This window comes from Dactylosporangium sp. NPDC005555 (assembly GCF_040605635.1).
Classification (GTDB): Bacteria; Actinomycetota; Actinomycetes; order Mycobacteriales; family Micromonosporaceae; genus Dactylosporangium.
The window spans coordinates 1-16,546 of record NZ_JBEXDG010000088.1 but is presented as its reverse complement, the minus strand read 5'-3'; the positions used below and the strand labels follow the sequence as shown (position 1 = coordinate 16,546).

The window sequence follows — 16,546 nt, the reverse complement described above, 5'->3', positions numbered from 1 at the left end:
GGGGTGCCTGATGTCGGACGATGAGAAGCTGCGAAGCTACCTGCGGCGCGCGGTCGCCGATCTGGAGCAGACCTCTCAACGCCTGGCCGAGGTGGAGGCGGCCCGGCACGAGCCGATCGCGGTGGTGGGGATGGCGTGCCGGTACCCGGGCGGGGTCCGCTCACCGCAGGACCTGTGGCGGCTCGTCGACACCGGGACCGACGCGATCGGGCCGTTCCCCGGCGACCGCGGCTGGGACACCGACGCGCTCTACGACCCGGACCCGGACCACGCCGGCACCTCGTACACCCGGCACGGTGGGTTCCTCCCGGACGCGGGCGGCTTCGACGCCGCGTTCTTCGAGATGTCCCCGCGGGAGGCCCTGGCCACCGATCCGCAGCAGCGGCTGCTGCTCGAGGTGGCGTGGGAGGCGATCGAGTCCGCGGGCATCGACCCGGCCACCCTGCACGGCACCGACACCGGCACGTACGCCGGCGTGATGTACCACGACTACGCCACGCTCTCCCTTCCCGCGCATCTGGAAGGTCTGGTCGGGACGGGCACCGCCGGCAGCGTCGCCACCGGGCGCATCGCCTACACCCTGGGCCTGCAGGGACCGGCCGTCACCGTCGACACCGCCTGCTCCTCCTCACTGGTCGCCATCCACATGGCCGGGCAGGCTTTGCGCACCGGCGAATGCTCGCTCGCGCTGGCCGGCGGCGCGACGGTGATGGCCACGCCCGGGATCTTCGTCGACTTCTCCCGGCAGCGGGGGCTGGCCGTGGACGGGCGGTGCAAGTCGTTCGCGGCGGCGGCCGACGGGGCGGGCTGGGCCGAGGGCGCCGGCATGCTGGTGCTGGAGCGGCTGTCGGACGCGGAACGCAACGGTCACCCGGTCCTGGCGGTGATCCGCGGGTCGGCGGTGAACCAGGACGGCGCCAGCAACGGCCTCACCGCACCCAACGGACCGTCGCAGGAACGGGTCATCCGCCAGGCCCTCGCCAACGCCCGGCTCACACCCGCGGACATCGACGCGGTCGAGGCGCACGGCACCGGCACCGCGCTCGGCGACCCGATCGAGGCCCAGGCGTTGCTCGCCACCTACGGCCGGGACCGTCCGGCGGACGCACCGCTCTGGCTCGGCTCGATCAAGTCGAACATCGGCCACACCCAGGCCGCGGCCGGCGTCGCGGGCATCATCAAGATGATCCAGGCGATGCGGCACGGCACCCTGCCGCAGACCCTGCACGTCGACGCGCCCACGCCGCACGTCGAGTGGGACGACAGCATCCGGTTGCTGACGGCGCCGGTGCCGTGGCCGGAAGGGTCGCGTCCTCGCCGCGCGGCGGTGTCCTCGTTCGGGATCTCGGGCACCAACGCGCACGTCATCGTCGAGCAGTCGCCGGTACCGACGAATGCCGCCGAACCCTCCGACGTGCTGCTGCCGTGGCTGATCTCGGCGAAGACCGAACAAGCCCTCGCTGACTACACGAACCGGCTCCTTCCCCCGGCCGCGGACGCCGACCTCAACGCCATCGCCCGAACCCTCGCCGCCAGTCGTGCGGGCATGCCGCACCGCGCCGCCATCATCGCGGCCGACCCCACCGACTTCCACACCGCCGCTCCCACCCTGATCACCGGTTCCGGGGCCGATCGCAGCACCGGCAAGACCGCGTTCGTCTTCACCGGCCAGGGCAGCCAATACCCCGGCATGGGACGAGACCTCTACAACGCGTTCCCCGTCTTCGCCGACGCCCTCGACGAAGCACTCGCCCACCTCGACCCGCAGCTCAAGACCCTCATGTTCAACGGACCGGCCGACGTGTTGAACCAGACCGGATACGCACAACCGGCGATCTTCGCCGTCGAAACCGCGCTCTACCGCCTCATCCGCAGCACCGGCGTCACACCGCACTACCTCACCGGACACTCCATCGGCGAGATCACCGCCGCCCACGCCGCCGGGATCCTCACCCTCCCCGACGCCGCAACGCTCATCACCACCCGCGCCAACCTCATGCAACAACTCCCACCCGGCGGCGCCATGCTCGCCGCCAGCACCGGCGTCGACACCGTCCGGCCTTACCTGACCGACGAGACGTCCATCGCCGCCGTCAACTCCCCCACGTCAGTTGTCATCTCCGGACCAAAGGACGCCCTGGAGTCCATCGACACCCAACTTAAAACCGAGGGCCACCGGACCCGCTGGCTGCACGTCAGCCACGCCTTCCACTCCGCCCTGATGGACCCCATCCTCACCCCCCTCACCGACATCGCGGCGCAACTCACCCACCACCCCGCCACCATCCCCGTCATCTCCACCACCACCGCGCAGCCCCTCACCACCACCGACTGGGCCAGACACGCCCGCAACACCGTCAACCTCCACCACGCACTGACCTACCTGACCGACCACGGCACCACCACGTTCATCGAGATCGGGCCCGACACCCACCTCACCCCGCACCTCACCGGGGCGCTCAACATCGGCGTCCAACACCGCACCAAACCACAGGCCCACACCCTGCTCACCGCGCTCGCCACCATCCACACCCACACCACCCACACCATCACCTGGCCCGGCACCAGCACCGCCGTCGCCGACCTGCCCACGTACCCCTTCCAGCACCAGCGCTACTGGCCCGCGTCTTCGGTGCGCGCCTCGGACGTCAGGGCGCTCGGGCTCACCGCGCTGCACCACCCGCTCCTGCGCGCGACGGCGGAGATCGGCGACGGCAGGGGCGTCCTGGTCACCGGCGGGCTGTCCCTCGGCGAGCAGCCGTGGCTCGCCGATCACGCCCTGTCCGGCACTGCGCTGCTGCCCGGCACGGCGTTCGTGGAGCTGGCACTCACCGCCGGGCAGAAGGTCGGCTGCCTTCGCCTCGACGAGTTCCTCATCGAGGCGCCGCTGGTCGTTCCCGCATCCGGCGGGGTGGCCGTCCACTGCTTCGTCGGCCCGGACGACGACGGCCGGCGCACCCTCGACATCTACGCCCGCGCCGACGACACCACCGACGAGCAGGACTGGGTCCGCCACGCCACCGGTGTGCTGCACTCCGGCGACGATCCGCCCGCGCCGGCCGTCCGCGGTGCCGCATGGCCGCCGGCCGGTGCCACCCCGATCGACCTGGATGACGCCTATGCCCGTCTCGCCGAGCACGGCTACGAATACGGGCCGGCGTTCCAGGGCCTGACCGCCGCGTGGCGGCACGGCGACGGCATCGCCGCCGAGGTCACGCTCGCCGCCACCGGCGACGGCGACGCGTACGCCGTCCACCCCGCCCTCCTCGACGCCGCCCTCCACCCCATCGCGCTGGGCGCACCCGACGGCCGGCTGGTGCCGTTCTCCTGGCACGGGGTGCGGATCCACGCCGTCGGCGCCACGACGCTGCGGGTGCTGCTGTCCCGCACCGGCGACGGCTACGCGGTCGAGATGACCGATCCGGCCGGTGCGGCGGTCGTCACCGTGGACTCGCTGACGCTCCGCCCGTTGCCGGCGGACGCGGTGCGGGGCCCGTCAACCGCACCGGCGGCGCTGGTGCTGGGCTGGCCCGCGCTCCCCGGGCTCCCCGGTCCGGCCACGGGCAGGACGGCGGTCATCGGCGAGCTTCCCGGCGCCGGCGGCGACGTCCACGCCGACATCGCGGCGTTGCGCGCGACGCTCACCGCCGGCGCGCCGGCCCCGGACACCGTCTTCGTCCCGGTCGTCCCGCCCATCGGCGCCGATCTGCCGGACGCCGTGCGGGTGGTGTTGCGGTCCGTGCTCGACGCGGTCCGCCAGTGGCTCGCCGACGACCGGCTCGCGTCGTCGCGGCTGACCTTCGTGACCCGCGGCGCCGTCGCGGCCGGGCCGGACGCGCCGGCCGACGACCTCGCCGCCGCGGCGGTGTGGGGGCTGATCCGCAGCGTGCAGCTGGAGCATCCCGAGCAGTTCGCGCTCGTCGATGTCGACGGCGCCGCCGCGTCGCACGCCCACCTCGCCGCCGCGGTGGCCACCGGCGAGCCGCAGGTGGCCGTCCGCGACGGCGTCCTGCACGCGCCGCGCCTGTCCACGGCGCCGCAGCCGGTGGCGGCGCCCGCGCTGGACCCTGCGGGCACGGTGCTGATCACCGGGGGCACCGGCACGCTCGGCGGGCTCGTCGCCCGGCATCTGGTCACCCGGTACGGCGTCCGCCACCTCCTCCTGCTGTCCCGCGGCGGACCTGCCGCGCCCGGCGCCGGGCCGCTCGCCGCGGAGCTGACCGGCCTCGGCGCGGAGGTCGTCGTCCACGCCTGCGACATCGCCGACGCGGACGCCCTCGCCGCCGAGCTCGCCGCCGTGCCGGCCGCCCATCCGCTGACCGCGGTCGTCCACGCCGCCGGTGTCGTCGACGATGCCACCGCCACGGTCCTGACCCCCGAGAGCTTGGACCGGGTCCTGGCACCCAAGGCCGACGCGGCCTGGCGGCTGCACCGGCTCACCGAGGACCGGCCGCTCGCGGCGTTCGTGCTGTTCTCCTCGCTGGCCGGCACCATCGGCAGCGCCGGGCAGGCCGGCTACGCCGCGGCCAACGCGTTCCTCGACGCGCTCGCCGCCCAGCGCCGGGCGCGGGGGCTCCCCGCCACGTCCATGGCATGGGGCCTGTGGGACGAGTCCAGCGGCATGACCGCGAACCTGGACGACGTCAGCCGGCGGCGGATGAGCCGCAACGGCATCCGCCCGCTCTCCACCGGGCACGGCCTGGCACTGTTCGACGCCGCGCTGGCCGGTGGCGTGCCGGTGGTCGTCACGACCCACCTGGACCGGCCCGGCCTCCGTCGGCTCGCCGACGCGGGCCGGCTCCCGGCCGTGTTCCGCGACCTGGTCCCGGCGGGCCCGCGGAAGGCGACCGCGGCTCCCCGCGAGGCCGTCGCCTCACTGGCCGGCCGGCTGGCGGCGCAGTCACCGCCGGAGCGCACGGAGCACCTGCTCGGACTCATCCGTTCGGCGATCGTGTCGGTCCTGGACCATCGCAGCCTCGAATCGGTCGACCTCGATCTGACGTTCAAGGAGCTGGGGTTCGACTCGCTCATGGGGGTCGAGCTCCGGAACCGGCTGGCGGCGGCGGTCGCCCTGCGCCTGCCCGCGACCATGGTCTTCGACCACCCGTCGCCGGCCGCGCTCGCCGCGTTCCTGCTCAGGGAGATCCTCGGCGATCACGCGCCCGTCACCGTCGCGGCGTCCGGGACCGTCGACGGCGACGACCCGATCGCCGTGGTGGGAATGGCGTGCCGGTACCCCGGCGGGGTCCGCTCACCACAGGACCTGTGGCGGCTCGTCGACACCGGCACCGACGCGATCGGGCCGTTCCCCGACAACCGCGGCTGGAACCTCGACACCCTCTACGACCCGGACCCTGACCACGCCGGCACCTCGTACACCCGGCACGGAGGATTCCTCCACGACGCGGGCGGCTTCGACGCCGCGTTCTTCGAGATGTCCCCGCGGGAGGCCCTGGCCACCGATCCGCAGCAGCGGCTGCTGCTCGAGGTGGCGTGGGAGGCGATCGAGTCCGCGGGCATCGACCCGGCCACCCTGCACGGCACCGACACCGGCACCTACGCCGGGCTCATGTACCACGACTACGCCACCCTCGCCCAGCCCGCGCACCTCGAAGGGCTCCTCGGCACCGGTACCGCCGGCAGCGTGGCCACCGGGCGCATCGCCTACACCCTGGGCCTGCAGGGACCGGCCGTCACCGTCGACACTGCCTGCTCCTCCTCGCTGGTCGCCATCCACATGGCCGGGCAGGCTTTGCGCACCGGCGAATGCTCGCTCGCACTGGCCGGCGGTGCGACGGTCCTCGCGACACCGACCGCGTTCATCGAGTTCTCGCGGCAGCGGGGGCTGGCGCCGGACGGGCGCTGCAAATCGTTCGGCACCGGCGCGGACGGCACCGGCTGGGCCGAAGGGGTCGGCGTGCTCCTCCTCGAGCGGCTGTCGGACGCGGAACGCAACGGTCACCCCGTGCTCGCGGTGATCCGTGGGTCGGCGGTGAACCAGGACGGCGCCAGCAACGGCCTGACCGCACCCAACGGGCCGTCGCAGGAACGGGTCATCCGTCAGGCCCTCGCCAACGCCCGCCTGTCCGCCGCCGACATCGACGCGGTCGAGGCCCACGGCACCGGCACCGCGCTCGGCGACCCGATCGAGGCCCAGGCGTTGCTCGCCACCTATGGTCAGGACCGTCCGGCGGACGCACCGCTGTGGCTCGGCTCGATCAAGTCGAACATCGGCCACACCCAGGCCGCGGCCGGCGTCGCCGGCATCATCAAGATGATCCAGGCGATGCGGCACGGCACGCTGCCGCAGACGCTGCACGTCGACGCGCCGACGCCGCACGTCGAGTGGGGCGACAGCGTCCGGCTGCTGACGGCGCCGGCGCCGTGGCCGGAGGCGTCGCGTCCGCGCCGCGCGGCGGTGTCGTCGTTCGGGATCTCGGGCACCAACGCGCACGTCATCGTCGAGGAGCCGGTCCGCGACGACGGGACCCCGGGTGACGCCGATGTGCTGCTGCCGTGGCTGATCTCGGCGAAGACGGAGCAGGCCCTCGCCGACTACACGGCCCGGCTGCTCCCCGCGGCCGCGGGCGCCGACCTCAACGCGATCGCCCGGACGCTCGCCGCCAGCCGTGCTGGCATGCCGCATCGCGCTGCGATCATCGCGGCCGACCCGGCCGAGTTCCGCACCGCCACTCCTGCCCTGATCACCAACTCCGGCAACAGCCGCAGCAGCGGCAAGACCGCGTTCGTGTTCACCGGGCAGGGCAGTCAGTACCCCGGCATGGGCCGAGACCTCTACGACGCCTTCCCCGTCTTCGCCGACGCACTCGACGAAGCCCTCGCCCACCTCGACCCGCACCTCAAAACCCTCATGTTCAACGGCCCCGCCGAACTGCTCAACCAAACCGGCTACGCCCAACCCGCCATCTTCGCCGTTGAAACCGCGCTCTACCGACTCATCCGCAGCACCGGCGTCACGCCCAACTACCTGACTGGGCATTCCATCGGCGAGATCACCGCCGCCCACGCCGCCGGGATCCTCACCCTCCCCGACGCCGCGACCCTCATCACCACCCGCGCCAACCTCATGCAACAACTCCCACCCGGCGGCGCCATGCTCGCCGCCAACACAACCCCCGACAACGTCCGGCCCTACCTGACCGACGACGCCGCCATCGCCGCCGTCAACTCCCCCACCTCACTCGTCATCTCCGGACCAAAGAACGCCTTGGAGTCCATCAACACCCAACTCCAAGCCGACGGTCACCGCACCCGCTGGCTCCACGTCAGCCACGCCTTCCACTCCGCCCTGATGGACCCCGTGCTCACCCCCCTCACCGACGTCGCGGCACAACTCACCCACCACCCCGCCACCATCCCGCTCATCTCCACCACCACCGCACGTCCCTTCACCACCACCGACTGGGCCGGGCACGCCAGGGGCACCGTCAACCTGCACGAAGCACTCGCCTACCTGACCGACCACGGCACCACAACGTTCATCGAAATCGGACCCGACACCCACCTCACCCCACACCTCACCGGAATCCTCAACACCGGCATCCAGCACCGCACCAAACCCCAAACCACCACCCTGCTCACCGCACTCGCCACCATCCACACCCACACCAACCACGCCATCACCTGGCCCGGCACCACCAACACCGTCGCCGACCTGCCCACGTACCCCTTCCAACACCAGCACTACTGGCTCACCCCATCCACCAACACCAACGCCACCGACCTCGGACTCGACCCCACCACCCACCCCCACCTCACCAGCTCCATCACTCTCCCCGGCAACGACACGACCTATCTGGGACGTATCAGTGCGAGGACCCATCCCTGGCTCGAGCAGCACACGATCCTCGGCACGCCCATCGCCCCCGCCACGACCCTCCTCGACCTCGCCGTGCACGCCGCCACGAGTCACGACACCCCGTACATCACCGATTTCACCATCGAGCAACCGCTGTCGCTCGCGAGCGACGGCGCGGTCCGCATCCAGGTGACCGTCACGGCGCCGGACGAGTCCGGGCTGCGCCGGGTCAGCGTGCATTCGGCGGCCGAGGGTCTGGAGGCGGCGGCGCCGCTGGTCCGCAACGCCCATGCCGTGGTCTCGCCCGTGCCCGCGGCTCATCACGCGACGTCGTGTGTGCCGCCCGGGGATGCGCTGCCGCTGGACCTGGATGACGTCTACGCCCGTCTCGCCGAGCGCGGCTACGAATACGGGCCGGCGTTCCGTGGTGTGACGGCCGCCTGGAGGCACGGCGAGGACGTCTACGCCGAGGCAGGCCTCCCGCCCGCCGGCACCGACGGCGACTTCGCCATCCACCCCGCGCTCCTCGACGCCGGCCTGCACGCCGCGGCGTTCGCCCATCTCGACACCGCGCCACCGACCTCGATCGCGTTCCCGTCGTCGTGGAGCGGGGTGGCGTTCACCGGGCACCGGGCCACCGACATCCGGGTGCGCGTCCGGCCCGCCGATGGTGGGTACGCCGTGACCGTCAGCGACCTGGACGGTCTGCCGGTCGCCTCGTTCGGCACCGTCACATTCGAGCCCATCGCACCCGACCGGATCGCGGCGCTCGCTCCGCAGCCGCTCCGCGTGGTGGAGTGGCGCCCGCTGCCCACCCGGCCGGGCACGCCGGAGCAGGTCTTCCCGGTGGCGACCGGTTTTTCCATTGTGGACGGTCTCGACGAGGTGGCCGGTCTCGACGAACTCCTCGCGCTGGAGACGCTCCCGCGGGCGGTCGTCTGCTCGGTGCCGGCGCCGGCCGACGGTGACGACGCCGCGCTGGACGCCCGCACCTCCGCCGGGCAGACCCTGCCCGTGGTGGAGCGGTTCCTCGCCGACGACCGGCTCGCTGATGTCCGCCTCCTGGTGCTGACCAGCGGCGTCACCACCGGCACGCTCGCCGCCACCTCGGTCTGGGGCCGGCTCTGCGCCGTCCAGGCCGAGCACCCCGGCCGCCTGGTCCTCGCCGACCTCGCCCCCGGCTCGGCGTTCACGCCGGCGCTGCTTGCCGACTGTCTCGCCGGCGGTCATCCGCGGTACGCCTGCGGCCAGGGTGAGCTGCGCGTCCCGCATCTCGTCGAGCTGCCCCGGCGGGCCGAGCCGGCCATCGGCTGGGATCCGGAGGGCACGGTCCTGGTCACCGGCGCGGGCACCGCCGTCGGCGCGCTGATCGCCGAGCATCTGTCCGCCCGTCACGGTCTGCGGCACGTGCTCCTGACGCCGCACCTCGACCCGGACGCGATCGACGCGGACCTCGCCGGCATCCCCCCGGAGCACCCGCTCACGGCCGTCATCCACACCGTCGAGGCTCCCGAGACCGCCTGGCACCTCCACCAGCGCACCAAGGACCAGGTCCTCGCGGCGTTCGTGCTGTTCTCCTCCTACCTCGGCCCCGCCGGCGCGGCGTTCCCGGACGGCCTGGCCACATACCGGCACGGCAAGGGGTTGCCTGCCACCGCCGTGGCGTGGGGTCCGTGGAGCGGGACGGCCGGCGCGGGCGAGCGGGAGTGGCGCGCACCGATGCCGCCTGCCGCCGCCCTGAGCCTCTTCGACCAGGCGCTCACCAGCGACCTTCCCCGTCTGGTGGCCGCGCGCCCGGCCGGTGGTGCACCCGCGGTGAAGCCGCCCAGGCAGGCGCGGACGTCGTTCAACCTCCGGCGCGAGCTCGAGGACCGGTCCGCCGAGGAGCGGCAGGACACCGTGCTGGTCATCGTCCGGCAGGCTCTGGCCGACGTGCTCGGTCACGCCGGGCCCGAGTCGGTCGCCGCGGACCAGCCGTTCCAGGAGCTCGGCATCAGCTCCCTCACCGCGACGGAGCTGCGGGACCGCCTCGCCAACGTCACCGGGGTGCCGCTGCCGGCCACGCTCGTCTACGACTACCCGACGCCCACGACGCTGGCCGGGTACATCTGCGAACGGGTGATCCCGACCGCGTCGTCCGCCACCCAGCTCCTCGAGGAGCACCTCACGCGGCTGGAGATCACGCTCGCGGAGGTCGCCGACGCCGATTCGCGCACCTGGCTCGCCGGGCGGCTCACCGACCTCGCGGCGCGCGTCGGCGCCGAACTGCCGGCCGGCCGGGCCGACTCCGCCGACCTGGACTCGGCGTCCGACGAAGAGATGTTCGCCATCATCGACAACGAACTCTGATTGGGGTTACCTGATGTCCGACGACGAAAGGCTGCGCAGCTACCTGAAGCGCGCCGTCTCCGACCTCCGGGACACCCGTCAGCGCCTGGCAGCGTCGGAGGCAGCCCGGCACGAGCCGATCGCGGTGGTGGGGATGGCGTGCCGGTTCCCCGGCGGGGTCCGCTCGCCGGAGGACCTGTGGCGGCTGGTCGACACCGGCACCGACGCGATCGGGCCGTTCCCCGACAACCGCGGCTGGGACACCGACGCGGTCTACGACCCGGACCCGGACCGGATGGGCACGTCGTACACGCGCCACGGCGGCTTCCTGTACGACGCGGACCAGTTCGACGCGGCGTTCTTCGAGATGAACCGGCGTGAGGCGCTCGCCGCCGACCCGCAGCAGCGGCTGCTCCTGGAGGTCGCGTGGGAGGCGATCGAGTCCGCGGGCATCGACCCGGCCGCGCTGCACGGCACCGACACCGGCGTCTACGCCGGGATCGTGTATCACGACTACGGTCCCGAGGCGGGCAGGGCGCCGGAGGAGGTCGAGGGCTACATGGTGACCGGCAAGACCGGCGCCGTCGCCTCGGGCCGGGTGGCGTACACGCTCGGCCTGCACGGCCCCGCCGTCACCCTCGACACCGCCTGCTCCTCGTCGCTGGTCGCGGTCCACCTCGCCGGTCAGGCGCTGCGCTCCGGCGAGTGCACCCTCGCGCTGGCCGGCGGCGCCACCGTGATCGCCACCCCGGGTGCGTTCATCGAGTTCTCGCGGCAGCGGGGGCTGGCCCCGGACGGGCGGTGCAAGTCGTTCGCGGCGGCGGCCGACGGCACCGGCTGGGCCGAAGGGGTCGGCCTGCTGCTGCTCGAGCGGCTGTCCGACGCGGAACGCAACGGTCACCCCGTGCTCGCGGTGATCCGTGGGTCGGCGGTGAACCAGGACGGCGCCAGCAACGGCCTGACCGCACCCAACGGGCCGTCGCAGGAACGGGTCATCCGTCAGGCCCTCGCCAACGCCCGCCTGTCCGCCGCCGACATCGACGCGGTCGAAGCCCACGGCACCGGCACCGCACTCGGCGACCCGATCGAGGCCCAAGCGTTGCTCGCCACCTACGGTCGGCACCGTCCCGCCGGCCGGCCCCTGCACCTCGGCTCGATCAAGTCGAACATCGGCCACACCCAAGCAGCCGCCGGCGTCGCCGGCATCATCAAGATGATCCAGGCGATGCGATACGGCACGCTGCCGCAGACGCTGCACGTCGACGCGCCGACGCCGCACGTGAGCTGGGACGACAGCATTCAGCTGCTGACCGCCGCCCTGCCCTGGACCGCCACCGGCCACCCGCGCCGCGCCGCGGTGTCGTCGTTCGGTCTGTCCGGCACCAACGCGCATGTCATCGTCGAGCAGTCGCCGGTGCAGGCGGATGTCGCCGAAGCTTCCGATGTGCTCCTGCCGTGGCTGATCTCGGCCAGGTCCGAGCGAGCGCTTGCCGACTATGCGACCCGGCTGCTCCCGGCCGGGTCGGGCGGTGACCTCAACGGCGTCGCACGGACGCTTGCCGCAAGCCGTGCGAGGATGCCGCACCGGGCCGCGATCGTCGCCACCGATCCCGCCGAGCTCCGCGCGACGCTCACCGCGCTCACCGACGGCACCGCCACTCCTGCCCTGATCACCAACTCCGGGGCCGGTCGCAGTACCGGCAAGACCGCGTTCGTCTTCACCGGCCAGGGCAGCCAATACCCCGGCATGGGACGAGACCTCTACAACGCGTTCCCCGTCTTCGCCGACGCCCTCGACGAAGCACTCGCCCAGCTCGACCCACAGCTCAAGACCCTCATGTTCAACGGACCGGCCGACGTGTTGAACCAGACCGGATACGCACAACCCGCGATCTTCGCCGTCGAAACCGCGCTGTACCGCCTCATCCGCAGCACCGGCGTCACACCGCACTACCTCACCGGACACTCCATCGGCGAGATCACCGCCGCGCACGCCGCCGGGATCCTCACCCTCCCCGACGCCGCAACACTCATCACCACCCGCGCCCGGCTCATGCAGGACCTCCCACCCGGCGGTGCCATGCTCGCCGCCAGCACCAGCGCCGACACCGTCCGGCCTTACCTGACCGACGGCACGTCCATCGCCGCCGTCAACTCCCCCACCTCACTCGTCATCTCCGGACCCAGACACGACCTCGAAGCGATCGACACCCGACTCCGCAGCGACGGCCACCGGACCCGCTGGCTGCACGTCAGCCACGCCTTCCACTCCGCCCTGATGGACCCCATCCTCACCCCCCTCACCGACATCGCGGCGCAACTCACCTACCACCCCGCCACCATCCCCGTCATCTCCACCACCACCGCGCAGCCCCTCACCACCACCGACTGGGCCAGACACGCCCGCAACACCGTCAACCTCCACCACGCACTGACCTACCTGACCGACCACGGCACCACCACGTTCATCGAAGTCGGGCCCGACACGCAGCTCACCCCGCACCTCACCGGGGCGCTCAACGTCGGCGTCCAGCACCGCACCAAACCCCAAACCACCACCCTGCTCACCGCGCTCGCCACCGTCCACACCCACACCAACCACGCCATCACCTGGCCCGGCAGCGACACCGTCGCCGGTCTTCCCACGTACCCCTTCCAGCACCAGCACTACTGGCTCACCCCGACCACCGACACCAACCCGACCGACCTCGGACTCGACCCCACCACCCACCCCCACCTCGCCAGCTCCATCACTCTCCCCACCGGCCACACCGTCTACTCCGGGCGCATCAACCCCAAAACGCACCCCTGGCTCAACCAGCACACCATCCTCGGCACGCCCATCGCCCCCGCCACCACCCTGCTCGACCTCGCCCTCCACACCGCCACGAGTCACAACACCCCGCACATCACCGATCTCACCATCGAACAACCACTGCCGATGCCCGCCACGGGCGCGACGAACCTGCAGGTCGAGGTCGGCGACGCGGACCCCGCTGGGCAGCGGGGCATCACCATCCGGTCGCGGCCGCAGGGCGCCGGTGACACGCCGTGGGCGACGCACGCGACCGGGTCGATCAGCCCGGAGACGCCCCAGCAGGAGGCGTACGCATGGGCGACGTCGTGGCCACCGCCGGGCGCGGCCCCTATCGACATCACCGGGATGTACGAGGACCTGGCCGAGCTCGGGTACGACTACGGGCCGGACTTCCGCAACCTCGAGGCCGCCTGGCGCGACGGCGACGACATCTACGCCGAGGTCGCACTGGACGCCGAGCGGCACGCCGAGGCGGAGCGGTACCGAATCCATCCGGCGCTGCTCGACGCCTGCATGCACGCACTGGCGCTCGGCGGCGGCCCGGGCGACGATGTGCTCATCCCGTTCTCCTGGAGCGGCATCGACCTGTTCGCGACCGGCGCGACCGCGGTGCGGGTCCGGCTGCGCCGCACCGACGAGCACCGGGTCTCCCTGCAGCTCGCGGACCCGGCCGGCGAGCCGGTGGCCGGCGTCGAGTCGGTCCGGGTGCGGCCGGTGAACCCCGCCGCCCTGCGCGTCAGCGGCGCACGGCCGGCCGCCGAGTCGCTGCTCGTGCTCCAGTGGACCGCGGTCCGCGAGACGCCCGGCGACGAGACCGGCGCGCTCGCCCTGCTCGGCGCCGACGATCTCGGCCTCGCCTCCCGGGGCGTCGCGGTGCGGGCCTGCGACGCGGGTGAGCCACCGGCCGTCGCCGTGCTCTGCGCGACCGGGCCGATCGCCGCCACCCTGGACCGTGTCCAGCAGTGGCTGGCCGACCACCGTTTCCGCGACACGCGGCTGGCCGTCCTCACCCGGGGTGCGGTCTCCACCCGCCCCGGCGAGGACGTCGACCTGGACGCGGCCCCGGCGTGGGGGCTGATCCGCAGCGCGCAGAACGAGCGGCCCGGCCGCTTCACCCTCGTCGACATCGACGACGACCCCGCGTCCGCCGCGGCCGTCCCCGCGGCGGTCATGCTCGGCGCGCCGGAGCTGGCGGTGCGGCGTGGCATCCCGTACGCGCCGCGGCTGGAGCGGGCGACGGCGGTGCGGATCCTGACGCCCCCGCACGGCTCCGATGCGTGGCGGGTCGGGATGGACGGCGGCGGCACCGTCGACAGCCTCACGATCGTGGAGGACCAGGGCGCCGACCGGCCCCTCTCGCCCCTCGAGGTCCGGGTCGGCATCCGCGCCGTCGGCCTGAACTTCCGCGACATCATGGTCGTGCTGGGCATGTACCCCGGCGCGGTGCCGGCGCTCTGCACCGACGGGTCCGGGGTTGTGACCGCCGTCGGGGACGCCGTGACGGCCTTCGCTCCCGGCGACCGCGTGGCGGGGCTCTTCCCCGGATGCCTGGGGCCGGTCTCGGTCACCGACCATCGCAACCTCATGCGCATCCCGGATGCCTGGACGCATGCCCAGGCCGCCACGGTACCCGTGACGTTCCTGACCGCGTACTACGGACTCGCGGACCTGGCGCACATCAAGGCGGGGGAACGCCTGCTCATCCACTCGGCCGCCGGCGGCGTCGGGATGGCGGCGCAGCAGCTCGCGCGGCTGTGGGGGGTGCGGACGTTCGGCACGGCCAGCCCCGGCAAGTGGGGCGCGCTGCGGGAGGTCGGCTTCGACGACGCGCACCTGGCGTCGTCCCGCAACCTCGGGTTCGAGGACCAGTTCCGCGACGCCGGCATCGACGTCGTGCTCAACTCCCTCGCATACGAGTACGTCGACGCATCACTGCGTCTGCTCCGGTCCGGTGGCCGCTTCCTGGAGATGGGCAAGACCGACGTCCGGGACGCCGGGGCCGTCGCGGAGCAGCATCCCGGCACGGCGTACCGGGCCTTCGACATGGTCGAGGCCGGCCCGGACCGGATCGCCGAGATGCTCGCGGACCTGTCGGCGTTGTTCGAGTCCGGTGACCTCCGGCCGCTGCCGCTGACCACCTGGGATCTCCGGCAGGCGCCGGCCGCCTTCCAGTACGTCCAGCAGGCGCGCCACGTGGGCAAGGTGGTCGTGACCGTGCCCCGGGCGCCCGACCCCGCCGGCACCGTGCTGATCACGGGTGGCACCGGCGTGCTCGGCCGGCAGATCGCCCGGCGCCTGGTCGAGCGGCACGGCGTGCGGCACCTCGCCCTGGTCAGCCGCCGGGGGGCGGACGCACCCGACGCCGCTTCGCTGACCGCCGAACTGACGGACCTGGGCGCCGAGGTGACGACGTTCGCCGCCGACGTGGGCAGCCGCGACGAGCTGGCGAGCGTGCTCGATCAGCTCCCGACGGACCGGCCGCTCTCGGCGGTCATCCATGCCGCGGGGGTATCCCGTGACGCCACCATCGACTCGATCACCGCCGAGGACCTCGGCGTGGTGCTCCGCTCGAAAGTGGACGGCGCGCGGCACCTGCACGAGCTGACCCGGGGCCGGGACCTCGCGGCGTTCGTGGCGTTCTCCTCCGCTGCCGGTCTGCTCGGCGGCCCCGGACAGGGCAGTTACGCGGCGGCCAACGCGGCGCTCGACGCGCTGGCCGCGCACCGGCAGGCGAACGGTCTCAGCGGCACGTCGCTGCCCTGGGGGCTGTGGTCCGTGACCAGTTCCTTCACCTCTCACATGAGTGACGTGGACCTGGCGCGGATGCGGCGGACCGGACTGGTGCCGCTCTCCGTCGAGCAGGGCCTGGACCTGTTCGACGCGTCGTTCGACCGGCCGGAGTCGCTGATCGCTCCGATCGGTGTCGACACCTCGGCCGCACGCGACGCCGTGCCGCCGATGTTGCGCGGGCTCATGCGCGCCCAGGTGCGCCGCGCGGCCTCCGGCACCGCGGAGACGGCGGAGTCCTTCGCCGCGCGGCTGGCCGGCCTGACCGGCGCCGACCAGCAGCGGGCCGTCCTGGACCTGGTCCGGACCCACGTCGCGACCGTGCTCACGTATGACGATCCGGGCGCGGTTGATCCTGGGACGCCGTTCAAGGACCTGGGTTTCGACTCGCTGACCTCGGTCGAGCTGCGGAACCGGCTCAGCGTCGCGGTGGACCTGAATCTGCCGGCCACGATCGCCTTCGACTATGCGACCCCGTCGGCGCTCACCGACTACCTGAGCGGCGAGCTGATCGGCGCGGCACCGGACCCGGCGCTCGCCGCGATCGTCCACCTGGAGGCCCTGGAGCGGACCGCCAAGGAGACCGATCAGGCGTCACCCGCCTGGCAGGACGTGGTGGCGCGGCTGCGGGCGCTGCTGGCCGGGTGGACGAGCACCGGTCAGCAGTCGACCGTGGGCGAGCAGATCCGGGAGTCCTCCGTGTCGGAGATCTTCGCCCTCATCGACCGCGAGATCGGCCGCCCGCTCGGCTGAGCGGGCAGGACCGGAAACGCCGCTCGCCGGTCCCGATCGGG

The 16,546-nt window shown here is 72.9% G+C and carries 2 protein-coding genes; both read left to right on the top strand.

Going from position 1 to position 16,546, the window contains the following annotated elements:
* Window positions 1–10 precede the first annotated feature (10 nt).
* Window positions 11–10,168, top strand: a complete 10,158-nt coding sequence (locus ABZS58_RS47405; protein ID WP_354791033.1) for an SDR family NAD(P)-dependent oxidoreductase — start codon at window positions 11–13, stop codon at window positions 10,166–10,168.
* 13 nt (window positions 10,169–10,181) lie between these two features.
* Complete coding sequence (locus ABZS58_RS47400) at window positions 10,182–16,505, top strand: type I polyketide synthase (RefSeq protein WP_354791032.1); 6,324 nt, start codon at window positions 10,182–10,184, stop codon at window positions 16,503–16,505.
* Window positions 16,506–16,546 lie beyond the last annotated feature (41 nt).

Excerpts from the sequence above, each read along its gene's own strand:
- ABZS58_RS47405 (WP_354791033.1), top strand. The coding sequence starts at position 11 with ATGTCGGACGATGAGAAGCTGCGAAGCTACCTGCGGCGCGCGGTCGCC.
- ABZS58_RS47400 (WP_354791032.1), top strand. The coding sequence starts at position 10,182 with ATGTCCGACGACGAAAGGCTGCGCAGCTACCTGAAGCGCGCCGTCTCC.